This window comes from Methanobrevibacter sp. DSM 116169 (genome assembly GCF_046197865.1).
Taxonomy (GTDB): Archaea; Methanobacteriota; Methanobacteria; order Methanobacteriales; family Methanobacteriaceae; genus JAHKLT01.
Genome location: NZ_CP166990.1, coordinates 540,527 through 565,504, shown reverse-complemented (window position 1 = coordinate 565,504; position 24,978 = coordinate 540,527). Strand labels below are relative to the sequence as shown.

The window sequence follows — 24,978 nt, the reverse complement described above, 5'->3', positions numbered from 1 at the left end:
TACTTTCAATAATCCCTATTTTCTATTCTTGGAGCTATCATGGATTTCAAACCATAATCTCCACTATCACTAATATTCTCTAATAATAAAGGAGTATCTAAACCTAAACTTACAACCCATTCATTACTAATTTTATCAGCTCTTAATATTTCTTTAAGCTTTTCACAAGAATACATAGAAGAAACTTCTTCTTTCACATCACATTCATGAATATAATTTAATGTAACTCCTCCCATTAAATCATCAGAAGGTTTAACCTCAACATTATCCTTATTTACTTTAATTATTAATGCTTCTTTAAAATACTCAACCTCTTTAAGACAATCCTTCAAATAATACTGAGGTAAAATAATACTTGTAGGAACATCAATTTGTGGAGGAGCTGGTGGTTTATAATCTCGTTCAACACAACCTAAATCATAAACTTTACGATAATCACTCTCAACAATAACATTTAATAATTCATCAGTTTCACTACTTAAAGTTATAACATTATCACTTTTAATATTACTAAAACAATGCAAAAAATCATCACAATCAACAATAAACTCTTCAAAATCAGTTGTTTCATAATCACTAAAAAATTCATGTTTAAAATACAATTCAATAAAAACAATGTGACTACGGTCTAAAACACAAACTCTTAAACCAGTATCACTAAAAACTAATCCAACTGTATCAGTTAAACCTTTAATTGATTGAAACATACTAACAAAAGGAACTGGATCAAAAATAGTTACAAACATTTTAATGATTCATCCTCACTATTATTCACAAAACTTATTTCTTTAATGTTATGAAAAGGAATAAGTGATGTAATTGTACTTCCTTTTGACCTGTACATTATACAATCATCATAAATATGAAACAAGTGCGTTTCTTTTGTTATTTGTAATTTTTCATCTTCATAAAGAAATATCATTATCCAATCTTTTTCAGTCATGAACTTCCACATAGCTTCTAATTGTCCTTTATATTTACTCATAATAATTCTTCTCCGTTACATTGTCCGAGGTCTGTGTATTCTTCACCTGTTACACGGTGTTTTCTACTAATGTTTAGTTTCATGAAACTTGGAGGACTAACATTTAAACCCATATCATCAGCATATGAATTGTTATAATTAAGCATATGTCCACAGAAACAGTAATGTCTTTGTTTTAATTGGTCTTGGTTCATTATTGTTTTATTCCAACTAGTACAATAATGGTTATGACCCATTAATAATAAATCTGCTGTTATATGCTCGGTGCTTCTTTCCCAACCACCCATAGCAAGATGAAGCTTATTACTGGTTTTATTACCATGTCTTCCATAAACAATGAAAGGTTCATCATTGATTATTAGTTTATCGAAATAATGATTGTCTGTTATTGGAATATCTAATTCTTCACCAATAACTTTAAGTATTGATAAATTAAAGAATTTCTTAGCTCTTGCTTCATGATTACCACTACACAATACTCTTATACTATTTTTTAATGGTTTAAGAAACTTGATTAAATAATTTATTTGTTCATCAGCACTTAATACATTATCAAAAGCACCAACATCTTTACTAGCATAATCAATATAGTCACCAAGACCATAAATGATTTTCTGACCACTAGTTCTTTTAAATATTCTTCCCCAATACTCTAATAATTCAAAGTTATGGTTTTTAGCTCCAATATGTAAATCTGAAAGTGTAAATACACTTAATTGTGATTTACCTTTCAAATTAAATTCTGATTCATCTAAATTCATAACAAACGGTTAAGTTTATTCAATGCCTCTTGAATTTCTTCACGATTATCTAAAAACTCTTGTTCCTCAGGTGATAATGTCCTCATAATTGTTCCATTAGTAAATTTAATAGTACACTTATTAATTAGTCCATCACTTGTATAATCAGTAGCAGTTATAACTGGATTTTTTATTTCATCTTCATCAACACTATCAAAACAATTAACTCCTAAATGAGGACTAATTGAAAGCGGATTATTATAATATTGTTCATATTCTTTATTTCCTATAATCTCAATTACTTTTGCAAGTAATGACTCCTCTATTTCATCATTACATTCACATTCATTTTCATCTTCTTCATAATTACACGAACAATTATCTTCATATTGAGGTTTAGGATTTAAATTACATTTTAATATAAAATCTGAATTTTGATCTGGATTATCTGTAATACGAATCTCATTAAAATTTGAAAAAAACTCTAAATCATCATCATCTAAGCAAGAAGTTTTAATATATAAATAAACATCCCATCCTAATATACCATATTTTACTTTTTTAATATTAACACTAAATAATGGTGAATTTCTAATTATATTATTTAATTCTGTGACATCTACATTATCATTTTCTTTTAATCTTTTTAATTCTGTTTCAAATTCTTCAAATGATTCTTTGATAGTTTTACTCATAATACTATTATTTATTCACTCCTTTTTATCCTCAATAATATCAATTGTGAATTTCTCCACTCCTTCTAATATGCTAAGGTCTGTTTCACTATCACCATTAATGAAAACATGAAATTTATCTAATTCTTCATAACTGAAACTTTCCACTATATTATGTCTTGTTGTTATTACTACTCTTTCATCTTTACACCTTACAGTATCAGTAGGGCATATAAGTACAGGTTTATGATTATGTTTAATAGTATCTATCATATATGATAAACCACTCTTTTCTAACCTACCAATCCATTTTTCAAGGTTCTTACGATTAGCTTCCATTATTAATTACCTACCTCATTAATACTTAAACGACTAAAATAAGTGAGTAATACTACTTCAAATAATACACAGCCCCACCAACTCCAACTACTAAAACCTAACAAACTCGCAACACTTGCAAAGAATGTTAAGATACAAAATAAAAATACAAGGGATAATGCTACAAGAACACTTCCTAATAACACCATTCCCACATCTTCAACACTACTCATAACCTAATATTTTACCTACAATCATTTAAACAAAGAATAAAATGGTTTAAATACAACAAATTAAATCCAAATCCCAATTACATTTTATTAATAAATCTCTTTCATTCAAAGCATTTCTTATATCATGAAAGTACCCATAACTTTTATTGTTTTTTTGAATTTTAAAAGTACCATACTTTGTTCTGTAAATATATCTATATTTTGTGTCATATTTACGGTTTTGAGCATACTTTAAGTTCCAAAAATTTCTTATTAAAAAATATTTGTATTTTATTGCTTCTTTTTTGGTGTTAAATATTCCATAGTAATATTCCTTTCCTTTGAATTCTTTTCTGATTATCCATTTTCCTGTTCTCCCATAATCATAAACATTAGCTACCATGACCTTGTTTTATATCTTATTCCTTATCTTATTCTGCAAGCTTTTTCAACCATTTTTATTTTTTCATATTCTTCATTATTCCATAATGGGAAAATATTAGCTATTATTCTTATTGGCATACTTTTAAGCCAGTTACTGAAATCTCTACACCATAAGTTTAATTTATGTACCAATTCTTCCATTGTTTTTATTGCTCTACCCCATACTTCTTTAATGTTTTCTGTTAATTTTTCATGTTGTTTAGTTAATTTAGCTGTTCTGGACTCTAATAATAATTGATTATTCATTAATTAGTTCCTCCTCTTGTTTTTCATGGATTATTAGTCCTTTAATGTCTTTTTCTTTGAGAAATACTGTTGTTTTATTACTGATTATACTAATATCGTCTTCACCATATCCAACTTCATGATGTCCATTTTTTATATTAATAGTATAATTAGGGCTGGTTATTTCTCTTAATATTTCTATGTAGTCATAATCATCTTCAATTGTATGTTTTATATAGTCAATATAATTCATTTTCTTAAACCTCGTATTTTATAAATTCCTAATACTGTATAAACACTTAACACTAAAACAAGTGCTAATGCTTCACTATTACTTAACATGGTTTAATTACTCCAAAATAGTATGAATTCTAAATCATCGTATTTTTCATGGTCTTTGCCATTAAATATTGGATATAATTGTGTAAAAGTCATTAATACATCATTATAATATCTTTGTATTACTCGTCGAGTATTATTATGTGGAATTACAGAATTTTCTGGTTTCATATCATGTGTAAGAATATCTCTACAATCCGAATATAATTTCATCATATATTCTTTTCTTAAATATATTGGATCATCATAGTTTTCACCATTTACTTCCCAATCTCTAAATTGTGTGAAATATGATAAAATATCATAAGCATTATGCCATTCTGCTATTGTTTTTAATCCATTATCATCTATATTAGTCATTAAATTCATATCTAAACCCATTATATTAGCTCCTGTTTTATTATTGTTTCATGAGTGGTTTTTATTAGTCTTTTGTGTCCACATTGGTTACATTTTAAATCAATACTGATTTGTCCTTGTCCATGACTACTGGTTATTACATGGTAAGTGCCTGATGGACAAAAACCACATTTCCATTGAGTTATACTGACTCCTCCTTAAAAAACACATTCATAATATAAGTTATAACATTAGTTGTTACAGCATTACCTAAAGTTTTGTATCTTTGAGTATCACTTATTAGTGTTTTTTTATTGTTTATAATACCATATTTAGTCCAATTATCTGGAAATCCTTGTAATCTTTCACATTCGATAGGAGTAAAGCGCCTAATATGATAATCATCAGTTAGAGTAGATTGTTCGCAACTAGTATCTAAAGTTTGTGCCACACCCCTTCCAACTCTGCCTCTTCGAGTTTTACTTTCAGGACGAGAAAAATTAATACTATCTCCCTTATTAGCAATCGCATAACCCTTTTTAGTAGCTTCTTTAATCATAACACCAGTTCTTTGTCCATAATTATCAAAACCTTTATAATAATTTGCATCCAAACAACTTGATATATCTTTTTCTCTTATTTCTTTATTTCTTATAATTATACCACATTTATTTGAATTTATTGTTTGATTATCTTTGATTGTTGCTCTTGAGATAGAAAGTATTTTTCTTTTACATTCTCCTCTAAGATGTCCGATAATAAACATTCGTTCTCTGTTCTGCGGCACTCCAAAGTCTTTACTATTAAGAACCCGTAGTTCAACCCAATAATCCATTGTGGAGAGAATTTCAAGTATTTTCTGGACAGTTTTTCCTTTGTTGTGGTATATAAGACCTCGTACATTTTCGAGTAGAAAATATCTTGGTCTTTTGTCTTGGAGAACCCTACTGATTTCATAAAAGAGCGTTCCTCTTGTATCATCAAATCCTCGTCTTTTTCCTGCAACACTGAATGGTTGGCATGGAAATCCTCCAACGAGTAAGTCGAAGTCGGGTAACTCTTCTGTTTTAATCTGTGTTGCATCTCCATAGTTTCTATGGTTTGGATAATGTAGTTGATAAATTCCTGCTGCGTATTTATCAATTTCACTGTATCCGACACATTCCCATTCTCCTTCTGATTGTTCAATTCCATATTCAAAACCTCCTATACCACTAAACATACTAAAATACTTCATGTTTAGTCTTCAACTCCTTTATCATATCTTACTTTTCTCATTTCTTCTTCAGCATAACCTACTGAAAAAGTAGTAGGTTTTTTACTGTAAAATTCCATCATTCTCTTGTAATGTTCTCGACATTCTTTACATTGACATTTTGGACAAACCATTTTACTCATTCAACTCCTTCGTTATCTAATATTTCTTTAACTTCATATCTTTCTCTTAATTGTTCCACAGAAGCCATATTACAAGCTTGTGCCATACCTATAATTAAAGTATAAGCTATTTCCATTTGGTTAATATAAGGTTTAATTTTCTCCCATTCATCATTGTTTATCATTCACTTCAACTCCTTCTTCTTTTTTGTTATTTTGACTGTTTAGTTTACTGTAAAACATGTGTGCTTTTTCTCGTTTGTTAATGTTAGATTGACACTTACAATCCTCTTCGCATTTACTACAAGTAGTCATGATTTTACTCCGCACAAAATAATACAAAGGTTTCATTACCATTTTTATGGTGACCAGTACCTGTTAATATTACTTCTATATTCACATTATCCTGAATAATCTTGACTTCAATAGGTAAATCACCATAAGTCATCATACTATCCAATAATTCATTAACTAACTCACTACACTTCATGATTGCACCTTTTCTCCACTTTCATACAATTCAAAAGTTATAGGGATAAATTCTCCAAAATCTTTAAAAACATCTGTATTATCCAAACTTGTTTTATTCAACTTATCAGCTAATTTTTTTGCATCATCGTACTCGTCAAATAATGTTCTTTTAATTATATTAGTGAATGTACTTTGAACAACATAAACAACCCTCATTCTTCCACCTCAAATATTTCATCATCAATAACTAAATAACCCCAATTATTATCTACAAAAACAATACCATCAATATTTAAAAATTCCTCCATAGTAGAAACATAAAAATCATTAAACATTTGACTTTGATATTCTTTTTTATAAAAATTAACATTATTTAACAGATAATCAAAATTAATTTTACAATCCCCACCATAACATTCATCTAAATCACTTATTAATTTTTTATGTTCTTTCCATAATCCATCAAATTTAATAAAAACTTCACTTACATCTTCAATAATTAACATAATAAATCTAAGACTCCTCTGTTGTTTTCTCTAAACCATACTTAACAGTCCTATGTTCGACAACATGAATTATTTTATTACAAGAAGAGCAAGGCACTCTTGCACCATACCATTCCCTACTTACATTACACATTTGTCTTAAATATGTTTTAAAAAGTTTATAACCACAATAAGGACAATTATAACTCATTCTTTTAACTCCTTGTCTTTTTCATAATGTGGCATTCCTCTATATCTTTTAAAATCACTTAACCGGAATGATAAATTCATTTCAAAATCATATATTCTTATTTCACATTTAGATAAACAATTTAAATGATTAGACACAATAGAATAATCATCTTTTCGACTTATAACAACAGTAACATATCCATCAGAACAATTCTCATCAAAATATAATACTTTTGTTTCAACATTAACAGGATATTCAAATAAACTTCTTATTAATCCAGTAAATTGCTCTATAAAGAAATCATTAGCTATTTGGTCAGTATATAATAAATGAAGTTTTTTCTGAATTAACAATTCAATATTCTTATAATATATTTTGACATCAGTATTCTTAAACTCATTACTATCTCTTTCAGTAAAAAAACCTTTGAAATCCTTAGCATTACATGAAACATAATCATTAGTCATCAGACAACCATCTCCACTATTAAATAAACCATAATCTCACACCTAAAACAATTAAACCTATTAAACCAAATAATGAATAATAATGAAAAGGTAAATATTTATGATATGAAATATTCATACCCCACATAACTCCAAAACAAATCCAAGCAATAATTGATAAAATATTACTTATCTCAATCATTATAAAAACTCCACTTTAAACCTTTCACTATCTAAATGAAAAGTCCTACCACTATTATTAAGACACACTAAACCACCGTCATCTAAGATTGCAAAACTACCCATATCAAACTCACAAGGACGAAAATCCATATCAGCACCAATATCTTGTGGAGTGACTGTTTCACCAGTAACCTTATCAATCACTTTAAATTTCATTCAGAACACCACTCAATCCTATAATCCTTAATATCACTAATATAAGTTAAACAACCACTATTAATCAACACTAACTCACCATTATTAGTAACAGCCATTTCTTTAAACATAATAGCATATTTCAAACCATGTCGTATTGCTAAATCCTTAGGAGTCAATTCCTCACCAGTAACTTTATCAAAAACACGAAAACCCCTCAATTTAACCACTCAATCCTATATTTTTTCATTCCTTCCTCACTAAAACCAACAAAAACCCTACCACGACCAATAATAACTAACAAACCATTACTCAACAAAGCAAAATCCCCATCAACATCAAATAAAGAAGAAGGAGTAACCTCCTCCCCACTCTCTTTATTTATCACTCTAAACTTTTTCAAATCTGTATCGAATTTACCTAACATTTCAACCATTTTATCATCTTCATAATCAGCTATCATTTCTAACCTTTTAGCCTCAAAATCATCACCATTCATAACTTGATCCTATTTTTTTATCCTCCATATATTGCAGTTAATATTCTGTCTGCTGTTTTTTCTTTAATTCCTTTAATCTCTAACAAGTCTTCCCTTTTAATATTTAGTAATTCTTCTAAACAAGTAATATTCAACTCTTTAGTAACTAATAAAGCAGTATTTTTACCCACATAATCAGCACAAGTTAAATAAGTAGCAGGTTTATTCTTTAACTTATGTTCAGGTCTTTCAACACTTTCAGTCTTCTCTTTATCTGATTTAAGAAATATCCTCCACATTAACTCAAAAGCTTGTTTCCTTGTAATAACATTAATCACAGCCTGACCATTAATAAACAATGAAGATAAACTACCTAAATACTCACTATTAGTAGCACTCGGCATCTTTTTACCATTAGCTATTCTTGCTCTTTCAACCCATGACAAAGCATTATTAACATTACCTTTAACAAGTATTACATTATAAGGATACTGTTGCATTCTCTTAGACTGTTTAAATAAACGACCATCTAATATACTACTTAAATAGTCTTCTGCGGTCTTATATTCCACAGCCACTTTATCTTTATAAACATAATCAGCTACATCTAACCTTTTTACACTTGTTTTCAAACCTTTTTCTTTAAAGTAGTCTTGGGCAAACTCTATTCGCTTACCCTCACGACTATCAATTAAAACATCAACTTTTTTACCCATAATTCTATTTAAACAACCCTCTTAGTTTCACCAGTATCAATATTTTTAACATAATAAGTGATTTCACTCCAACTTCCATCACCATATTTATGATACAATTTTTCATCCCAACGACATAAATTATCAAAATATTCAATTACTTCTTCAGGAAGAAAACTATTATTTTTATAATACCAATGAATAGCATTACTATCCTCTGATGGATTTTTAATAAAATACTTATAAATCCAATGATTAGTCTCAGAAGGATTAGTAACTAACAACATCTGACCTACTGGTTTAATTGTTCTTATTAATCGACCATACTCTTTTTTTGTTAATTGATTATATTTATCATCAATCTCATTTTCAATATAAACAATATCATACTGCCCATTATGAATACAATCATCAATACGAGATATGAACCTAATTTCACTATTATTTCCTAATAAAATAATATTATTAATTATATCATACTCATAATCAATCTCTTTTTTATTTAATTCATTTTTAAAATCATTAATTATTATTTTTGGATTTCTATTTTTAGTTACTACAATAATTGTTTTATTAACACCTTGTAATGCACAAATAATAGTTTTAGTAATAGCAAAAATTGTTCGCCCACTATTAGCTCCACCATACAATAATAATTCCCTACTATCATCTTCAATATACTCATATTGCCTATTTGTTAATTCAAATTCAATCATAACCTTTAAAAAATTCCCTCCTCAATTTTCACCCTAAACATAAACACTAAACCTTCATCATAATACAAACAATTAAAACCATACAATTTTAATAATTCTAATTGATCTATTGTGATTTGAAGATTATTAGTGAATTTGAGTCCAACATATTTCTTTGTAGGAAGTATAGACCAAGCATCAAGTATTTCATATTCCTTTAATTCCACTTCCTCATCAGTCAAACCTATTGCCTCAAAAAAACAATCCCCTATATGTTTTCTTAACTCATATAACTCATAATAATTCTTTGTTTTAAAAGACACATACTTTAAAACCTTATTCAAATCCTTCAAAGATAAATCTAACTCATACATGACTATTTAAATTTCACCTGCTCTTTCTGTGAATTTACCATCAAAAACCTCAGGTTTCAACATCTTAATTTTACTAGTAGTTAATTGTTTCAAACCTTTAAAATCTATTAAGGGATTACGATGAGTTTTCATCATATCCCATATATTCTCCTCACAACCACATTTACGACATTTCCACCTTGTTTCTACTTTTTCATACATAACTGATCTCTATTATTTTAGTAAATTGTATTGCTCTTGTGCATACTCATAATCTTTTCTTAATTTTAATCCATCTAACGATGATTTATTTTTACTCAATGTTTCTAACATACTATTTAATTCATCAATACTTTCTAATCCTAATACTTCAACTCCTTCAATTAATAAAGTGTCTGTTATATTCATACCATTTATCTTAAAACCAATGAGTTTTATCCAAACACGATTTACTTCTTCATTATCAAGTGTTTCTTTATGCTCACGATTAAACAACATCTCATCAATAACAGCTATTTGTGTTCTTATTTGTTTCATTTCATCTTCATATCTTGATTTTTTAGCTCTTAACATATGCCCTTCTTTATCATCACAATCAAAATACTCATGTAACATATCTTCCATAAATTTACTTAAATTAGGAATATCTTTTTTAGCTTTTTTCAATAAACCTTCTTCAATTGATAATTCTAATCTTTTTTTTACCATTTTTTTCTCCATTTTTTAAAAAATTGTATATATGAATCATCTTCTTAATACCCGTATATACGGGTAACACGGGTAAAATCATACGGGTAACCCGTATACACGGATGTTAAGATAGAGTGAGACACACTCTCTTTTTGTCGAGGTATTACTTCAAGTGAAAAAAAGTATTACTTTTCATCATAAATATTACTATAAGCAATACTAAAAATCTCCTCAACATCATACCTAGAACCCAACAATTTCATACCCAAAGCACTTTTAACATCATTAACACTATTAACACCTAAATTATCACCATATAAATCTTTTTCTTCATTAATCAATTCCTCAGCAAACTTAATAAAATCATTCTCCTCATTAGATTTAATACCACTCATCTCACCAGCAGTTTCAGGTTCAAGACCAATACTTCTTAAACTATTATTATAAACACGAATAGCCTCCTCAGCATGACGATAACTAGCATGACTATTTAACTCAACCTTAGCAAAAGCAACAGTTAATCTTTCAATAGCCTTCAAATCTCTTAAAGTAATAGGTTTACCTTCATCAGACTCCAAAGCAGATTGACGAGTACTAACATAAAACTCAGCAATAATCTCCTTAGCACCACTAGTCAAAACAGGACGAATATTAGCCTTAGCATAAGCAATATACTTCTTAAAAAAACCAGTATCCATTTCCAAACCATCACCAAAATTATTATTCAAAATATTCAAAGCCATATCACGATCATTATCCTCATCAATCTTATCTTCCAAAGCAAAAACAAGATCATATCTTGACAAATTAGATTCAGGAATATTCATCTGCTCCCTCAAAGTTTTAAATTTATCAAACTTACCAAATTTAGGATTTGCAGCAGATAAAATACTAGTACGAGCAGTCATAGTCTGAACCAAACCAGCCTTACTAGAACTAACAATTAATTGCTCCATAGGTTCATTAAGACTCTTCTGAATTTTAGGACTAGTCTTATCATACTCATCAATAGTTAATAAACCACCATTAGCAAGTACAACAGCACCAGCCTCAAGACTCCAACTCCCAGTTAATTCATCACGAACAGCAGTACTAGTTAAACCAGTCTCACTAGTACCAGTTCCACTAATATTAATACACTTAGGAGCTTTACGACTAACACCTTGCAAAATTTGAGATTTACCAAGACCAGGGTCACCAATCAATAAAATATGAATTTGCTCTCTCTCCAAACCATTACTATTAGGATTACAAGAACCTTCAAACAATTGTAACACTAAACCTTCTTTAATTTCATCATGACAATAAACATTAGGAGCAACATTACTAACAAAACGATTAAAAACATCAGGATACTTACTAAATTTAATAATTTCTTCTTTTTCTTTATCAGTAATATTTAAATCATCATACTCATTATCAACAGTATGAATATTATGAATATTAATTAAAAAACTATAATCGTTTGATTTATCCTTTTTAACAATAGTAAATTCACCATACACATTAACAACATCACCAGGCTTAACATTATGATAAGGAGAAGCCAAATAATCACTCATATAAGCTTTAATCTCACGAGTAGAACCATCAACCCTCATATCTAAAGGTTCTTCAAGTTTTAACCATTGTTGATTATTATATTCACATTCATCATCAACAATAGTGAAAGATTTACCTCCACACTCAACACAATAAGTAGGAACAACAAGATTACCAGCATTATTATTAATTTCCATAGTATGCAACCTCATACAACCACGACACTCAAAAACAGCAGTTTTCAAAGTAGCATCAATACCACTAATAGTTTTAACCATAGCAACAACACTCACAAAATCACCATTATTAACAGTATCAAGATTATGAAGCTTATCAGTTTCAGGAATATTAAACAAACGAATATTAACCTTATTCCTAACACTCCTACCTTTATTAATTTCTTCCTCAACCTCTTCAAGTAAAACTAAGAAAGAAGAATCTAATTTAAACATTTTATCATGTTCTTTAAGAAAAGTATTAAGTTCATTGATTTTATCAGATAATAATAAATAATCAATATTTAAAAGAGTAGGATAATCATATCTTTTTAAAACATCTAATTCATCAATATACTCTTCATTAATTAATTTATGTATTATTTCTTTATTATTCAATTTCTTTATTACCTTACAAAGGGAAAAAATAGCAGAATATTAAAAATTATTCTACTACTTCAGCTTCAACTTCACTAACAGGAACAGGAATTAACCTAGGATAAGGAGTTAAACCATCAACTTTTTTTAACTCCATTTTAGCCATGAATTCCAAATCAACTAATGCTTCTTTTAATTCCTCATGATTAAAAACAATATTCTTTTTAGTATCTTCTTCAATTAATTCAGACTCCAAGAAAGCATATTTAACTAATGGATAAGCACTAGATAATGGATTTAATTGGAACTCATCAGGATTATCTTTCAATTTACCTACATTATAAAAGAAAGTTACTTCTTCAGGATCATTTACAATTTGTATTTCATCCTTCATTTCACCTTCATCATCTTCAATCTGAACAACTTCACCTTTATCGTCAATTACTCTTCCCCTACATTTACTCATGTCAAGGATATTTAATTTAACTGCTACTCCTTTTCCACCATTCTTTTTATCATATATTTTACCTACACTTTTAACACTACAAAAAACACCAGTATCATTAAACCATGATTTAATACTGTTAAGGAATAACCTACTTGTTATTATATCTTCTGCTTGTTCTTTTTTCTTTTCTTGCTCTACTAATCTAACCATAATTAATCAATCTCCATTTAATTTTATTTTTTTTATATTTAATTTTCTCATGCTGTTAATTGTGTTCCAAAATAATCACTAACTGTTTTATTAGTAACATTAGTTTCATCAACAACCTCAGTAACCTCTAACAAATTAGGAAAACCACTATTAAAACCTTCTCTCCAACCATAATACTTAATCTTATAAGTACCACCTTCTTTTAACTCAGAAAGAATATCTCTTGTTTCAAACTTCCTAAAAAAGAAATTCTCAGTATTATAAAAACCCTCACCCTCAGAGGTAACAAGCATTAAATCATCAGCATTATCAACAACCATCATACCCATATCATTAGTTGATATTCCGGGTCGAGGTTGCCATTCCTGAACCGTAATGACCTTTTCTTGAACAGAAGGAACTTCATAATCACTATACCACCAATAACTAGTAACAACAGGAGTAGCAACCAATATTACAATTATTAAAACCATTCCTACAACAGCACCACCATCTTCAGATATTTGTGATATTAAACCTACTATTATTAATCCTAAAACACATAACAATATTAAAACCAATATTTCATGACCCATGAACCATAATAGTCCATCAAACCATGAAGGAGGAACAAAACTCATAATCCTCTCCCTTTATAAGGATGAATAGTACAATATGCTCGAGGTTTTTCTTCAGTTTTAGGTTTTTTAATATTTTTTAAACCATGCCTTTTCTGTAAATGACCATTATTAACCAAATCAAAAGCACCATCCTTAAAATAAGAGTCTAAATCCATATTACTATATTTCATAAGGTTCATAACATGATACAACAATTGACCACTCATTTTTTTATCAATAGTATAATTTAAACCACCACAACTTACAGGAATACTAGGAAAATCAATATTAACATTAATCATAGTTGATCCTGATAATGTTGCTCTAAATATGTTTGCACCTCTTAAGTTTGCATCCTCTAAGTTTGCACCTCTTAAGTTTGCATCCTCTAAGTTTGCACGCTCACCTTCTAAACCTAGTGTTTCTCTCCATTTCTTATGTTTACATAAAACAACTTGTAATTCACAATTATCCATAAAAATTCATTCCCCCTTTTCAATATAATCCTTCTTCAACACTAATAAAGCCTGATATTTATCCTCATTAAGCACTTCAAAATAAGACTTAACAACTAAACTTTGATTAAAATCTAATGTTGGTAATCCTGCTTCTTCTCGTTCCTTATTTAACTGGTCAAAATCTGTTTTTATACAGAAATTATCAAATTCAGCTAATAAACTGTGTTCATACTCCTCTAAAATCTGCAAACTACTCATGATAATTCCTCTCGAACATCAATAATATTTCTTATAGCTCTTTTATTCAGATTTAAACTATTCATAAGCTTTTTAGCTTCTTTTTCAGCATCATCATAAGACTCAGCTTCAATAGTAGTAGCAATAATTTTATTACCTTCTTGATAATCAACAATATAATTATTCATTACCAATCAGCCTCCTCATAAAAAAAACGAATACTATTACTTGTACAATCAATTTCAAAATCACAAGGCAAATTATCCATCAAGTGACAGATCAAGTCACTTGTTATCTTAATAGTTTCATCAAGTTTCACAGTAAAATAATCTTTATCAGGATTAATATGTACTGTTATTTTATGAATAAGTACTCCTGCACCTGCAAATATTGCTTTAATACTTGTACTAAAACTATTATTACGAATATGTTGTTCTGAACTTATTTCTCCCTGTTGTTGTGCATTAGTTACAAGGTCATTATGAAAAACAGATATACTACCTTGACTAATCATAATGCCACTCCGTAGGATAATTAGCCCAATAATGTATTTTACCATTTGAAGAAGTTATCCAACATTTTAAAGGAATATTAGCTAATTCCTTAAAAAGATCTCCCCAAATATTCCAAGTATCATCAATCCAAATATTGATTTCATGAGTATCAATTTGAATTTCTACATCTCTCAAAGGAATATTAGCTTTTGTAATCAATTTTTCAAAGTGTTTTATTAAATCAAAATCATGTTCCGAACCATATCTTTCATCATAGTCTTGTTTTATTTCTTCTAAGGAAACCATAAATATTCAAAGCCTCCCTATCATGACCATAGGATTAACTGAACCAGTAGCTAAGACGATAGCCCAAGCTAACAATGATAATAATCCCAAGTAAAATAAAACCGTAATAATGGTATTCTTGTAAGTTTCCCAAAAACTCCTTTTAGGATACAAAGAAACAGACTGATTCATGCTAACACTCCATCAACAGAGCGTAACAAATCCTTTAAATACCTTTCTTCATCTTCCTCACAATATAAGTAAAACTTATAATCATAAGGTAATGACTCTTCAGGATCTTCACTAAAATCAGGTTCCTCCTGACAAATATAAATGTCTGCAAGATAATCTTCATGACTACTATAAACAGCCATGCCGTTTATTTCATCATACATCACTTTCACCCTCAAACCGATTGTTTTGAGAGTGATTTTCCATGTTATTTAGCACCCTATTAACAATAGGAGTAGCTAATTTCTTTATATGGCTTATTACTTCCTTTTCTTCAGGACTAATAAAAAATCCATCGAAAGGGACAATAGCACCTTTATCTAATTGTAACATTTCTATCAATTCTCGTGTCAATTTTATAAATCAAATTTTTTAGATAACAAAGGTTCGACAGCCTTTATTTTCCTTAAATTCAATCTATAATAATAATTTATTTTAATAGTATATAAAAGTATCTATTTAAAAATTAAATGATATAATTTTATATAGTTAAAACTAATAATATATTATTGGTTATTTTATTTTTAGTAACATTAAAATCTCGTGTCGACTTTTTTTTGTGAAAAAGTAACCCTTGTAATACTGTTATGCTCTGAGCTTTCGACGGCAAATGAAGACATAACACGCTATTACTTGCTCTTTTTACACTTATTTTTCTACTAACTTATTTTAAACCCAACCTTCCTCTTCAACACCACAAGCTAATTTATTAACTAAATAATATATGAAAGTAGGATTTTTACAATCATTAACTTTAATACTATTATTATCTTTTAAATTTATTTTAATATTAGCCATATTAATATTATTAACTTCATAAATACTACTACAATCAACATTCAAAATATCATTAAACGGAATTTTTAAATTATCTCTATTCTTAGTAGAAATAACAACTCCATTAGGAACAACTTTAACAGTAACCGAAACAGGAACTTTATCAGTTTTCAACTCATTACTATTAGTAACAGCAAAACCAACAAGACCTAAGCTTAAAGTAGCAACACCCTTAGTTAATCCTAAATGCTTATCCCCATAATACTCTTTTGATTCATAAACAGTACCAAATACACCATAATTTTTAAGATACTCAATTATAAAACTACGAGTATCTAAATTTATATATATTTTTTTATCAAAATTAGTTTCAGGATAATATTTTTGATCACTATCAATATATTTATAATAATTTTCTAAAATAATATTTTCATGAATTTTAGCTTCTTTATTTACTAAATCTATTCTATTTTGTTTTTCAACTAATTTATTCACATTTTGATTATTTAATTTGTTTCCACATTTTTCACAGAAATTATCATTGTCATTTGTTTGGTTACCACACTTTTCACAATACATAATATTTTTTTATCCTCATATTTTTTTTGAGAGTCAAATTATACTTATAAAATTTTCCCTCAACACCAATTAATCCTTTTGTAATTTTTTACATATAAACCTTTGGATAACGATTTCAAGCATTTTCGTTCAACTTTACAATATATTTTTTATTAGTTTGAACACCGAAAACACTAAAAATATATGTAAAAATTTCAAAGAAAAAACAAGAAAAAATCAACAAAACACTAAAATAAAACACAACAAAATACTAAAAAAAATAGTTCTCGAAAAATAGTTAAATTTAAATAAAAAAAATAATAAAATAATAAAATAATCAGATCATTATTGAGATAGAAATAATTAAGATAAAAATATTGGATTAGATTTATAATAATCCGATTAAAATCAGACCATCTTGGGTATAAAAATATATTTCTATAATTCATTATTTCTTAGAATGTTCTTGTAACAATCTAAGAATAATGTTTTCATAGCTCTCACCATCTGTGAGAGCTAATTCTTTTAATTTTCTTTGAGTATCACCTGATACTCTTATTGTTGTTTTTTTATTCATCTTAACCATTTATTTAATTTATTTATTTCAGAAGTAGTTAGAATATTCATAAGATATTCTCCTTTTTTTTCAGTTTCAATCCAGTCTTTTAAAGTATCTGCTAAATCAAATACATCTAAATCTCTTAATTGACTTTCCATTCTTTTTAGATCCCCTAATTCAATATATTTGCTAGGTTTTAATTCAACAACTCTATTCATATTATTCCTCCTTATAATTCATTAATAAATTTCTTAATTCTTCATATTCCTCTTCTTCCTCTTCAAAAAAGAAGAATTTAGGTGCATCAGATTTATTAATTTCATCAATAAATTCCTGATTTTCAAGAAAACAGATGATTGCTTCATGTTCATTATTTAATCTTTTTTTTATTATTTCTATTTTATCTCCTTGTTCATTTAATCCAAATTCTCCAAACATTCTTGTTTTGCGATTCCAATAAGAATCATGTAATATTTTTTTTTCTTCGTTTGTCAAATTATTAAATATTTCTTTTGCTGTTTTACATCCTTTAAGTTTTTTTCTTTCTTCTTCTGCTTCCATTTCTTTTTTCCATTTTTCTTGATTTTCTTTTAAATAATCCATTTTTGTCACCTTTATTTTTTTTTGCAAAAATTTTAAATATGTTTTTGCTCCTTATGTATATTATAGTTATACAAGTATATAAAGGTTTCTATGAAATTAATAAAAAAAAATAGTTTTCAAAATATGTAAAATAAAATACATCTAAAGTGTAAAATAGTAAATACTAAAAAATTTATAATAGAATATTATGAAAACAAAATCATTAATTTTAATATTAATTATACTGTTAGTATCAGTTAATTTAACTGTTGCTTTTGATGAAAATGATATAATAAACGGAACACTATTTAATTATTATGGTGAAGATAGTTTAATTAGTGAAAATACTACAAGTCAATCTATAACAGGAGACTACGGAACATTTACTTTAACAAAATATGAAGATATAAATAAAAGAAATGATGAATATGATAAATTAACACTCAAAAAAAGCATGGAATATAAAGCAGGAGCAAAATTAAGAAATAATGGTGATGAAATAAACTATAAATACGCTTACATGGACAATACAGGTTTCTATTATGAAGTAGGGCGATTTGAACATGAAAACAATTATTATTTATATGTTATAACAGCAGAAGAACCAGCAACACCAAACCTATTTATCAACAAGTTAAATTAAACCTTTTTCATCAAGCAATTTTATCAACTAAAAAAAGGTTATAATATACTTAAATTAATAAAATAAGTATAATTAATGATTTTTAAAAATTAATCATCAAGTAAAAATTAACATAATCATCAAGTAAAATATAAATAAATCTATTTAGTAGTATATTACTAAAATCGATAAAATTAGTAGATTAATACAAAGGAGATGTTTTATTTATGAGAATTCAATTCAATTGTAGAAAAACAGAAGTAACAAATACAGAATATAAAGCAGGGTTTATTCATTTATCAGACAATAATAATATTCTTATAGAATTAAAATTAGAAGATTGTATTTGTGTTCATGAAATTCCTGACGCTTCAATAGGAATAAAAAGAACAGAAACAAAAGCAGGTACAAGATTTCAAATAGTTCAAGTCATGGTAGATAAAAATAATTCAATTAAAGAAATATGTAAACCAGACGAAACAGTAGATATTTATATTGAAGACAAAAATGATGAATTATTATTAATAAACACAAAAATATTGTATGAAAATCCTATTGAAGGATTTATAATAAAATAAGTAATAAATACAGATTAAAAAAAGTAAAAACATTAAAGGAAATGGAAATATTCAAGGAAAATATCATTATCAATATTAAATCTTAAAAGTCGTCCGTGATCATCTGCATAAATTACAGTAACTTTATTATTTCCTTCAATGAAATTATCATTTAATTCACTATGTTTTAATTCGTCCCATGAAATAGTTTTTTCACCTATATTAAATGCAGGAGGTTCAATAGAAAATCCTTGTTTTAAATTATATCCTTGAAATAATCTATTTAAAGATTCACTAAAATTATTATCTGCATTAGCTTCTTTATATTCTGTTAATTTCTCTAAAATTTCAGGTTTAACATTAATTGTTTTTCTTTTACTCATTATATAATTTCCCTTTTATTAATTATTGGAATATTTCACATATAATTAATTTTGTAATATCTTGTGACTGATCTATATATAAATATTGAAATTCATTTTCAATCTTTTTAATATCCAAATACTCAACTTGTTTTATAATATACTCATTATCTTTAATATCTTTATTGTTTAAATCATCACTTAATAACTTTAAATGTATACTTGTTTTATTTCTAATTTCATGTTTCAAATCCTTAAAAATTTTATATCTTAATGTTTTACTAATCATAATAAAACACCTTCTTTAATTTCAAACCACTTAATATAATCAAACTGTTACAAACTAATAATATAAACACCATATTACACACATCAAACATACTATAATCATAATAAAAAAGATAAAACTTATAGAAGCTACAAACTCCTATAATTAAACAACCTATTATGATTAAAACATGTATTAAATCATCTTCATTTATCATTTTAAACAAACCTTTTTTGAATCATTATATTTTACTGTGAAATTTTACATTATAATTAAGTTCAATAAAATTATAAAATTCTTTTTTATTAGTGTTAATATAAGCACCTGTTAAATCATTTTCAACAGATCCAACAGTTGCATTTTCATAATTTTTATAAGCCATGTGTTTTATAACATGATCTATTACTATAATTTCTAAGGAGTCGTAAACTCCTTTTAATGTGTCAAATATTATAATGTTTTTACCTTGCATTTTTAAAACAACTCCATTTAAAATAAATAATTTTAGTTGAGGCTTTTTACTGCCTCATCAACTGCATTATGTCCAATGTCTAAAACAGCATTAATAAATGCCTCTTTTTTAGTTACATTGAAACTTATGATTTCCCAGAATTCAGGATCTAATTTATCTTTTGCATAATCGTTTTTAATGAATTCTATTAATTCATCTTCAGCTTTTTTTAATTCTTTTTCAGGTACTTCTAAATATTCGTATTCTAATTCGTATAATTCTATTTCTTTTTCTTCTGCTTGTTTGGTTTGTCCTTGTTCTTCAAGGTATTCGATGAATTCTATTTTGTCATTTTTAATATGAATATTAAAATCACCTTGTTTATCGCTCCAAATACTTAATTTTTCTTCAACATTGTTTATGTAATCGTATAAATTTTTACTCATAATTAATCACCTTTTTTTATTTGTTTTTTGGAATGTTGCAACTTTTGTCGCTTCCTGTATTATAGTTTGTGTTCGATAGTATATAAAGACTTCTATTATTGAACACATCATTTTATATAAAATTATTCAGCTATTAGTTTTAAGGATATGTAGCTATTTAAAAGAGTATTTTATATTGAACTTTAACCTATACCGTTATTCTGTTCTGTCGCAGCATAAGAAAGCTTATAATATTAACCATTGGAAAAATAGATACAACAATAAACAAGACTGTTATGACTTTGAAATTAACAATAAAGACAATATTAACCTTTATACAGAAATAACATTTTTAGCTATTTTAACAACTTTTCACACAAAAACAAAGAAAACAACCTGAAACAATATAAACAAGACCAATGAACAATTTAATTTCAGTAAAATACAAAAGGACATTAAATGACATTTTAAGTATATTCATTATAAGAAAGAATATTAAAGGAGAAAGAAGGAAAACAAGGAATTTAAAAAATAAAAATTTATAAAGGACAAAAGACACGGAATATAAATGACTTGTTATTAACATTATTATAATGAAATGTTAAAAAGGGATCTATTTAAAAATATAGGAATAGTAATAAGATGAAAATGTTAAATTCAAAAAGTGAATTATGATTTTTATAAGAATATTTTAATAGCTATTTTTCATATGATATTTATTAATAGATCTATTTTACATAATTAATATATACATATATATACCTTATAAGGGTATGGGCAACTATATATAACTATACTATATACCATACATACACACTACAAAACACATACTAATCATAATAACACACTAACCAAACACCATAAAAAAAACACCCTTACACCACTAACACACTACACAAAAACCATACATCAATGTACAAAAAAGTACAACACACCACACAAAAATACACTAATATAATAATATATACCTTATAAAATGTGTAGCAACAACACCCTACTAATAGTCAGTTGAGATGATTATTTAGGGTGCTGATTATATGGTGGTTTTTTGAGGATTATTTCCAGTTGGTTTTCTTAATGTTATATTCATATTGATATTATACTTATTAATTGATACGATATGTTAAGTTCGTTAAATATAGGTTTAACTACCTTATAACTAACCACCTAACACATACAACCATATAACATATAGCTATCAGTATAACACATAGCACACCACACACGCACCACATACAACACACTAACACAGCACTACAACAGCACCACCACACACTAACCACCATACACCAACACCACTATACATATAACAACAATAACAAACAACAAACAAACACTAAAACAACAATAAAACTATAAAAATAACATTAACTCACATTATATACAACAAGATCTAAACACAAAACACCACACAAAAAAACACAAAAAAAATATGATAAGACTTCCCGAGAAATAAAAAAATATCGCCAACATACTGTTTATTTTTGGGAGGGTGTTTTTTGGGGGTGTTTGGTAATGTTTTGTTGGTGTTTGGTTGAAGGTGTTACATTTTGTAATGGTTTGGTGTATGGTTTTTTTGTTTTGTTTTGATATTATTGTTGGGGTTTTATTTTTATTTTTTTATAGGGGTGTATTGGGCAGTTGTAGAATGAAGTATAAAGATATAGTGTAGTTTAAAATATTTTAAAAAGATTTTGGTTTAGTTTTTTATGAGTGTTCGTGATTTATTGAGTGATGAGTTTATTGGTAATGTTTCAACAATAGTTAAATTTGTTGCTGTTATTGGTGGTTTTGGTGGTGCTGGTTTTGTTTTAACTGGTGATAGTTTAGTTGGTTTTTTATTTGCTTTAGCTGGTGTTGTTGAGGCTGTGGTTGATGCTCGTTATGGTAATACTTTTATTGAGAAGAATGATGTTGATGATAAAAGTAATAATGATGTAGATATTAGTGCTTTAGATGATGTTGTTGTAGTTGATGATGGTCTTGATGGAGCATGAGTAATTGTCAATGTCATCAGAAGTAGAACTAGCAGAAATTAAAGGTCTTTTAGTAGGAATAAGAGAAGATGTTACAGAAACCAAAAAAGATATCTCACATATCAAAAATAATGATAAAGATAAACTCCACAGACTTGCTGTTTTAGAATCTTATAATGAAAAAGACACAATATGGCGAGAAGGTCATATAAGAGCTAATCAGAAATTTATGAAAGAAACTAATGAAAAGATTAGTAAAATTGATAAGAAAGTTGATGATGCTATTAAAGATGAGAAAAATTGGAGAATAGCAACTTTAGTGGCTTTTGCTTTGGTTGGTTTTGATATTGTACTTAAATTTGTATAAGGATTATTATTATGAGTGATAAAGGTGTTGAGGAATTGTATGATGATTATAAGAACGGTAGTCATGATACAATTTCTGAACCAATAGTTGAAAAGGAAGAATCGGTTGATTCAAATGTTCCTGTTCGTAAGTCCTCTAATAAACCTGTGAAGGATATTTATGGAGATTATAAAGTTGGTAATCCTTTAAAACTTAAAACTGATGTTAAAAAAAGATTAATTAAAAGTTTAAAAAATGGTAATCCTCCAGCCGTTGCTTGTCAAGCAGCAGGTATACATATCAAAACTTTTAAAGAATGGATGCATAGAGGAGAAGAAGGTATTGAACCTTATGTTACATTTTATTTAGAAGTTGAGGAATTAAAAGCTCAAGCTATTGAGAAACATATTGATTGTTTAAATGAAGCTGCTGAATCAGGTAATATTGGAGCAAGTCAATGGTTGTTATCTAAGGTTTATCCTGAAGTGTTTGGTAAACAAGAAAATAAGACTAAGGTTGAGAAGGAAACTAAGCAAGAAATTGTTATTAAATCTTTTAGTGATGTTAAAAAGGACAAGGAATTGTCTAAGAAAACTGAGTATGAAGTTGAAGCAAGGGAAATTAAACAAGAATAATTTGTAATGACAGATTGGATTCTTACAGATAAACAAGCTGAGCATATTTATGACGAAACTCCTGAATTGATGATTGAAGGGAGTGCTGGTAGTGGTAAAACTATTTTTGCTTGTACTAAAACTATTTTATATGCTTTAAATTATGCTGGTGCAAGAATTGGTGTTTTCCGTCAAACATTACCTTCTTTGAAGAAAACTGCTTGGAAAGAGATTAGGGAGTTATTATGGAAACATGATGTTGAGTTCCAAGAGAATAAGACTGATGGAGTAATGACTTTTAGTAATGGTAGTTCTATTACTTTTTCAAGTCTTGATGATTTAAGAAAAGTTAGGTCTTTAAACTTAGATTTTATTTATGTTGAACAAGCAGAAGAAATCAGTAAAGAGGTTTATGTTGAATTAACTCTTCGTATTCGTAATACTGTTAGTCAAGAATATTATGGACAAATGTTACTTGTGGTTCAGCCTGAAGGAACTGATCATTGGCTTTATCAGTATTTTTATAAACAAGAATTAGAAGATACTAAACATATTCATTTTCATTATAGGCAAAATCCTAAGTTACCTGAGAAAAGAAGAAAGTATTATGATAAACTTGAGATTATTGATAAAGAGTTATGGTTAAAGTATTCTGCTGGTAAGTGGGGTAAATTAACTAATACTATTTATGAGAATTGGGATACTAAAACAAGAGATAATTTCAGGTTTTATACTGGTGGTATTGATTTTGGTTTTAATGCTCCAAGTGTTTTCTTATTATGTGGCTGGTTTGATGATGAATGTTATATAGTTGATGAGGTTTATGAATCAGGTTTAACTACTCCTGATTTTATTGATAAAGTTAAAAGTTTATTAGCTAAGCATGAATTAAGTCCAACTAATTTAGATATGGTTTATGCTGATAGTGCTAACCCTGATGATATTGAAGAGTTTAATCGTGCAGGTTTTGATATTGTTGGTGGAGTTAAGAATGTTGAAGCTAAAATACAGTCAGTTAAACAGACTGTTATTCATATAAGTAATATTTGTGTTTCTACTATTAAAGAGATAGGAAATTATAAGTGGATGACTGACCGTGATGGTAATATTTTAGATAAACCTTTGAAGTTAAATGATCATGCGATGGATGCTTTAGGTTATACTGTTTATGGTGTTCGTGGTGCTTTGAGTCCTTATGGTAGTAGTGATTATTTTGATAGTAGTGATATAGGAATTTATTAAGTTTG

General features: G+C 27.5%; 52 protein-coding genes. 6 read left to right on the top strand and 46 right to left on the bottom strand.

The annotated features are described in order from the left end of the window. Positions 1-5 precede the first annotated feature (5 nt). The 42 genes from ACA134_RS02945 to ACA134_RS02740 form a co-directional block, all read right to left on the bottom strand. On the bottom strand, positions 6-746 hold the full coding sequence (locus ACA134_RS02945) for a hypothetical protein (RefSeq protein ID WP_409200695.1): 741 nt from the start codon (positions 744-746) through the stop codon (positions 6-8). Further along, a complete protein-coding gene (locus ACA134_RS02940) occupies positions 737-985 on the bottom strand; it encodes a hypothetical protein (protein ID WP_409200694.1) in 249 nt (82 codons plus the stop codon). The genes ACA134_RS02945 and ACA134_RS02940 overlap by 10 nt, the downstream gene beginning before the upstream one ends. After that, a complete protein-coding gene (locus ACA134_RS02935) occupies positions 982-1,746 on the bottom strand; it encodes a metallophosphoesterase (protein ID WP_409200693.1) in 765 nt (254 codons plus the stop codon). The genes ACA134_RS02940 and ACA134_RS02935 overlap by 4 nt, the downstream gene beginning before the upstream one ends. Continuing rightward, positions 1,743-2,420, bottom strand: a complete 678-nt coding sequence (locus tag ACA134_RS02930) for a hypothetical protein (protein ID WP_409200692.1) — start codon at positions 2,418-2,420, stop codon at positions 1,743-1,745. Before ACA134_RS02930 ends, ACA134_RS02935 begins: the two co-directional genes overlap by 4 nt. A gap of 15 nt (positions 2,421-2,435) precedes the next feature. Continuing rightward, positions 2,436-2,738, bottom strand: a complete 303-nt coding sequence (locus ACA134_RS02925) for a hypothetical protein (protein WP_409200691.1) — start codon at positions 2,736-2,738, stop codon at positions 2,436-2,438. A gap of 2 nt (positions 2,739-2,740) precedes the next feature. Further along, positions 2,741-2,926: a hypothetical protein gene (locus ACA134_RS02920; protein WP_409200690.1), complete on the bottom strand. Its 186-nt coding sequence runs from the start codon at positions 2,924-2,926 to the stop codon at positions 2,741-2,743. A 70-nt stretch (positions 2,927-2,996) separates the two neighbouring features. Further along, positions 2,997-3,332 carry a hypothetical protein gene (locus tag ACA134_RS02915; RefSeq protein ID WP_409200689.1) on the bottom strand — a complete coding sequence of 112 codons (336 nt, stop codon included), beginning with the start codon at positions 3,330-3,332 and terminating at the stop codon, positions 2,997-2,999. Positions 3,333-3,355: 23 nt separating this feature from the next. After that, entirely contained in the window at positions 3,356-3,619 is a 264-nt protein-coding gene (locus ACA134_RS02910; protein ID WP_409200688.1) for a hypothetical protein, read from the bottom strand. Further along, a complete protein-coding gene (locus tag ACA134_RS02905; protein ID WP_409200687.1) occupies positions 3,612-3,851 on the bottom strand; it encodes a hypothetical protein in 240 nt (79 codons plus the stop codon). Before ACA134_RS02905 ends, ACA134_RS02910 begins: the two co-directional genes overlap by 8 nt. Before the next feature lie 92 nt (positions 3,852-3,943). Then, the gene (locus ACA134_RS02900) at positions 3,944-4,318 is read right to left on the bottom strand and encodes a hypothetical protein (RefSeq protein ID WP_409200686.1); all 375 of its coding nucleotides are present in this window, start codon (positions 4,316-4,318) and stop codon (positions 3,944-3,946) included. Positions 4,319-4,478: 160 nt separating this feature from the next. Next, on the bottom strand, positions 4,479-5,513 hold the full coding sequence (dcm, locus tag ACA134_RS02895) for a DNA (cytosine-5-)-methyltransferase (protein WP_409200685.1): 1,035 nt from the start codon (positions 5,511-5,513) through the stop codon (positions 4,479-4,481). Positions 5,514-5,515: 2 nt separating this feature from the next. Continuing rightward, a complete protein-coding gene (locus ACA134_RS02890) occupies positions 5,516-5,674 on the bottom strand; it encodes a hypothetical protein (RefSeq protein WP_409200684.1) in 159 nt (52 codons plus the stop codon). Continuing rightward, entirely contained in the window at positions 5,671-5,838 is a 168-nt protein-coding gene (locus ACA134_RS02885) for a hypothetical protein (RefSeq protein ID WP_409200683.1), read from the bottom strand. Before ACA134_RS02885 ends, ACA134_RS02890 begins: the two co-directional genes overlap by 4 nt. Then, the gene (locus ACA134_RS02880) at positions 5,825-5,968 is read right to left on the bottom strand and encodes a hypothetical protein (RefSeq protein WP_409200682.1); all 144 of its coding nucleotides are present in this window, start codon (positions 5,966-5,968) and stop codon (positions 5,825-5,827) included. Before ACA134_RS02880 ends, ACA134_RS02885 begins: the two co-directional genes overlap by 14 nt. Before the next feature lie 4 nt (positions 5,969-5,972). Next, on the bottom strand, positions 5,973-6,143 hold the full coding sequence (locus tag ACA134_RS02875; RefSeq protein WP_409200681.1) for a hypothetical protein: 171 nt from the start codon (positions 6,141-6,143) through the stop codon (positions 5,973-5,975). Further along, positions 6,140-6,340 (bottom strand): hypothetical protein, encoded by a 201-nt coding sequence (locus tag ACA134_RS02870; protein WP_409200680.1) that lies wholly within the window; start codon positions 6,338-6,340, stop codon positions 6,140-6,142. The genes ACA134_RS02875 and ACA134_RS02870 overlap by 4 nt, the downstream gene beginning before the upstream one ends. Next, positions 6,337-6,630: a hypothetical protein gene (locus ACA134_RS02865; RefSeq protein ID WP_409200679.1), complete on the bottom strand. Its 294-nt coding sequence runs from the start codon at positions 6,628-6,630 to the stop codon at positions 6,337-6,339. The genes ACA134_RS02870 and ACA134_RS02865 overlap by 4 nt, the downstream gene beginning before the upstream one ends. A 7-nt stretch (positions 6,631-6,637) precedes the next feature. Next, a complete protein-coding gene (locus ACA134_RS02860) occupies positions 6,638-6,820 on the bottom strand; it encodes a hypothetical protein (protein WP_409200678.1) in 183 nt (60 codons plus the stop codon). Continuing rightward, entirely contained in the window at positions 6,817-7,269 is a 453-nt protein-coding gene (locus ACA134_RS02855; protein WP_409200677.1) for a hypothetical protein, read from the bottom strand. Before ACA134_RS02855 ends, ACA134_RS02860 begins: the two co-directional genes overlap by 4 nt. Positions 7,270-7,288: 19 nt before the next feature. Next, entirely contained in the window at positions 7,289-7,450 is a 162-nt protein-coding gene (locus tag ACA134_RS02850) for a hypothetical protein (RefSeq protein WP_409200676.1), read from the bottom strand. After that, a complete protein-coding gene (locus ACA134_RS02845; protein WP_409200675.1) occupies positions 7,450-7,647 on the bottom strand; it encodes a hypothetical protein in 198 nt (65 codons plus the stop codon). Before ACA134_RS02845 ends, ACA134_RS02850 begins: the two co-directional genes overlap by 1 nt. After that, positions 7,644-7,847: a hypothetical protein gene (locus ACA134_RS02840; RefSeq protein ID WP_409200674.1), complete on the bottom strand. Its 204-nt coding sequence runs from the start codon at positions 7,845-7,847 to the stop codon at positions 7,644-7,646. Before ACA134_RS02840 ends, ACA134_RS02845 begins: the two co-directional genes overlap by 4 nt. Beyond that, positions 7,844-8,125, bottom strand: coding sequence for a hypothetical protein (locus ACA134_RS02835; RefSeq protein ID WP_409200673.1), 282 nt, complete (start codon positions 8,123-8,125; stop codon positions 7,844-7,846). Before ACA134_RS02835 ends, ACA134_RS02840 begins: the two co-directional genes overlap by 4 nt. Before the next feature lie 17 nt (positions 8,126-8,142). Next, complete coding sequence (locus tag ACA134_RS02830; RefSeq protein WP_409200672.1) at positions 8,143-8,820, bottom strand: ERCC4 domain-containing protein; 678 nt, start codon at positions 8,818-8,820, stop codon at positions 8,143-8,145. 8 nt (positions 8,821-8,828) lie between these two features. Then, complete coding sequence (locus ACA134_RS02825) at positions 8,829-9,515, bottom strand: phage terminase large subunit (RefSeq protein WP_409200671.1); 687 nt, start codon at positions 9,513-9,515, stop codon at positions 8,829-8,831. A gap of 5 nt (positions 9,516-9,520) precedes the next feature. After that, on the bottom strand, positions 9,521-9,868 hold the full coding sequence (locus ACA134_RS02820; RefSeq protein WP_409200670.1) for a hypothetical protein: 348 nt from the start codon (positions 9,866-9,868) through the stop codon (positions 9,521-9,523). A gap of 6 nt (positions 9,869-9,874) precedes the next feature. Continuing rightward, on the bottom strand, positions 9,875-10,069 hold the full coding sequence (locus ACA134_RS02815; protein ID WP_409200669.1) for a hypothetical protein: 195 nt from the start codon (positions 10,067-10,069) through the stop codon (positions 9,875-9,877). 12 nt (positions 10,070-10,081) lie between these two features. Next, the gene (locus ACA134_RS02810; RefSeq protein ID WP_409200668.1) at positions 10,082-10,555 is read right to left on the bottom strand and encodes a hypothetical protein; all 474 of its coding nucleotides are present in this window, start codon (positions 10,553-10,555) and stop codon (positions 10,082-10,084) included. Positions 10,556-10,722: 167 nt separating this feature from the next. Further along, the gene (locus ACA134_RS02805; protein ID WP_409200667.1) at positions 10,723-12,693 is read right to left on the bottom strand and encodes an ATP-binding protein; all 1,971 of its coding nucleotides are present in this window, start codon (positions 12,691-12,693) and stop codon (positions 10,723-10,725) included. A gap of 46 nt (positions 12,694-12,739) precedes the next feature. After that, positions 12,740-13,330, bottom strand: coding sequence for a hypothetical protein (locus tag ACA134_RS02800; RefSeq protein WP_409200666.1), 591 nt, complete (start codon positions 13,328-13,330; stop codon positions 12,740-12,742). 47 nt (positions 13,331-13,377) lie between these two features. Beyond that, complete coding sequence (locus ACA134_RS02795; protein WP_409200665.1) at positions 13,378-13,950, bottom strand: hypothetical protein; 573 nt, start codon at positions 13,948-13,950, stop codon at positions 13,378-13,380. Next, on the bottom strand, positions 13,947-14,405 hold the full coding sequence (locus ACA134_RS02790; RefSeq protein ID WP_409200664.1) for a pentapeptide repeat-containing protein: 459 nt from the start codon (positions 14,403-14,405) through the stop codon (positions 13,947-13,949). Before ACA134_RS02790 ends, ACA134_RS02795 begins: the two co-directional genes overlap by 4 nt. 6 nt (positions 14,406-14,411) lie before the next feature. Continuing rightward, positions 14,412-14,645 (bottom strand): hypothetical protein, encoded by a 234-nt coding sequence (locus ACA134_RS02785; RefSeq protein WP_409200663.1) that lies wholly within the window; start codon positions 14,643-14,645, stop codon positions 14,412-14,414. Then, the gene (locus ACA134_RS02780) at positions 14,642-14,818 is read right to left on the bottom strand and encodes a hypothetical protein (RefSeq protein WP_409200662.1); all 177 of its coding nucleotides are present in this window, start codon (positions 14,816-14,818) and stop codon (positions 14,642-14,644) included. The genes ACA134_RS02785 and ACA134_RS02780 overlap by 4 nt, the downstream gene beginning before the upstream one ends. Further along, entirely contained in the window at positions 14,812-15,138 is a 327-nt protein-coding gene (locus ACA134_RS02775; protein WP_409200661.1) for a hypothetical protein, read from the bottom strand. Before ACA134_RS02775 ends, ACA134_RS02780 begins: the two co-directional genes overlap by 7 nt. Next, positions 15,131-15,424, bottom strand: a complete 294-nt coding sequence (locus ACA134_RS02770) for a hypothetical protein (RefSeq protein ID WP_409200660.1) — start codon at positions 15,422-15,424, stop codon at positions 15,131-15,133. Before ACA134_RS02770 ends, ACA134_RS02775 begins: the two co-directional genes overlap by 8 nt. Positions 15,425-15,591: 167 nt before the next feature. After that, complete coding sequence (locus tag ACA134_RS02765; protein ID WP_409200659.1) at positions 15,592-15,801, bottom strand: hypothetical protein; 210 nt, start codon at positions 15,799-15,801, stop codon at positions 15,592-15,594. Then, complete coding sequence (locus ACA134_RS02760; protein WP_409200658.1) at positions 15,791-15,967, bottom strand: hypothetical protein; 177 nt, start codon at positions 15,965-15,967, stop codon at positions 15,791-15,793. Before ACA134_RS02760 ends, ACA134_RS02765 begins: the two co-directional genes overlap by 11 nt. 336 nt (positions 15,968-16,303) lie before the next feature. After that, positions 16,304-16,990, bottom strand: coding sequence for a zinc ribbon domain-containing protein (locus tag ACA134_RS02755; RefSeq protein WP_409200657.1), 687 nt, complete (start codon positions 16,988-16,990; stop codon positions 16,304-16,306). 427 nt (positions 16,991-17,417) lie between these two features. Beyond that, complete coding sequence (locus tag ACA134_RS02750) at positions 17,418-17,546, bottom strand: hypothetical protein (protein ID WP_409200656.1); 129 nt, start codon at positions 17,544-17,546, stop codon at positions 17,418-17,420. Next, the gene (locus tag ACA134_RS02745; protein ID WP_409200655.1) at positions 17,543-17,746 is read right to left on the bottom strand and encodes a hypothetical protein; all 204 of its coding nucleotides are present in this window, start codon (positions 17,744-17,746) and stop codon (positions 17,543-17,545) included. The genes ACA134_RS02750 and ACA134_RS02745 overlap by 4 nt, the downstream gene beginning before the upstream one ends. A gap of 1 nt (position 17,747) precedes the next feature. Further along, positions 17,748-18,131 carry a hypothetical protein gene (locus ACA134_RS02740; protein WP_409200654.1) on the bottom strand — a complete coding sequence of 128 codons (384 nt, stop codon included), beginning with the start codon at positions 18,129-18,131 and terminating at the stop codon, positions 17,748-17,750. Between the two features lie 187 nt (positions 18,132-18,318). Between ACA134_RS02740 and ACA134_RS02735 the strand changes: the two genes are divergently transcribed. Both ACA134_RS02735 and ACA134_RS02730 read left to right on the top strand, forming a co-directional pair. Then, positions 18,319-18,753, top strand: coding sequence for a hypothetical protein (locus tag ACA134_RS02735; protein ID WP_409200653.1), 435 nt, complete (start codon positions 18,319-18,321; stop codon positions 18,751-18,753). Between the two features lie 206 nt (positions 18,754-18,959). Next, entirely contained in the window at positions 18,960-19,310 is a 351-nt protein-coding gene (locus ACA134_RS02730; RefSeq protein ID WP_409200652.1) for a hypothetical protein, read from the top strand. 32 nt (positions 19,311-19,342) lie between these two features. On the opposite strand, the gene ACA134_RS02725 is transcribed toward ACA134_RS02730, so the two are convergent. The 4 genes from ACA134_RS02725 to ACA134_RS02710 form a co-directional block, all read right to left on the bottom strand. Beyond that, positions 19,343-19,672, bottom strand: a complete 330-nt coding sequence (locus tag ACA134_RS02725; RefSeq protein WP_409200651.1) for a hypothetical protein — start codon at positions 19,670-19,672, stop codon at positions 19,343-19,345. A gap of 22 nt (positions 19,673-19,694) precedes the next feature. After that, positions 19,695-19,940 carry a hypothetical protein gene (locus ACA134_RS02720; protein ID WP_409200650.1) on the bottom strand — a complete coding sequence of 82 codons (246 nt, stop codon included), beginning with the start codon at positions 19,938-19,940 and terminating at the stop codon, positions 19,695-19,697. A 220-nt stretch (positions 19,941-20,160) separates the two neighbouring features. Beyond that, the gene (locus ACA134_RS02715) at positions 20,161-20,391 is read right to left on the bottom strand and encodes a hypothetical protein (RefSeq protein WP_409200649.1); all 231 of its coding nucleotides are present in this window, start codon (positions 20,389-20,391) and stop codon (positions 20,161-20,163) included. Between the two features lie 32 nt (positions 20,392-20,423). Further along, positions 20,424-20,816 (bottom strand): hypothetical protein, encoded by a 393-nt coding sequence (locus ACA134_RS02710; RefSeq protein WP_409200648.1) that lies wholly within the window; start codon positions 20,814-20,816, stop codon positions 20,424-20,426. Between the two features lie 1,688 nt (positions 20,817-22,504). Here ACA134_RS02710 and ACA134_RS02705 point away from each other — a divergent pair. From ACA134_RS02705 to ACA134_RS02690, 4 genes are read left to right on the top strand one after another with little or no spacing between them, the layout of a single operon-like run. Next, complete coding sequence (locus tag ACA134_RS02705) at positions 22,505-22,792, top strand: hypothetical protein (protein WP_409200647.1); 288 nt, start codon at positions 22,505-22,507, stop codon at positions 22,790-22,792. A 10-nt stretch (positions 22,793-22,802) separates the two neighbouring features. Further along, positions 22,803-23,138, top strand: a complete 336-nt coding sequence (locus ACA134_RS02700) for a hypothetical protein (protein ID WP_409200646.1) — start codon at positions 22,803-22,805, stop codon at positions 23,136-23,138. 11 nt (positions 23,139-23,149) lie between these two features. Beyond that, complete coding sequence (locus ACA134_RS02695) at positions 23,150-23,752, top strand: hypothetical protein (RefSeq protein WP_409200645.1); 603 nt, start codon at positions 23,150-23,152, stop codon at positions 23,750-23,752. 6 nt (positions 23,753-23,758) lie between these two features. Further along, positions 23,759-24,973: a PBSX family phage terminase large subunit gene (locus ACA134_RS02690; protein ID WP_409200644.1), complete on the top strand. Its 1,215-nt coding sequence runs from the start codon at positions 23,759-23,761 to the stop codon at positions 24,971-24,973. Positions 24,974-24,978: the final 5 nt, after the last annotated feature.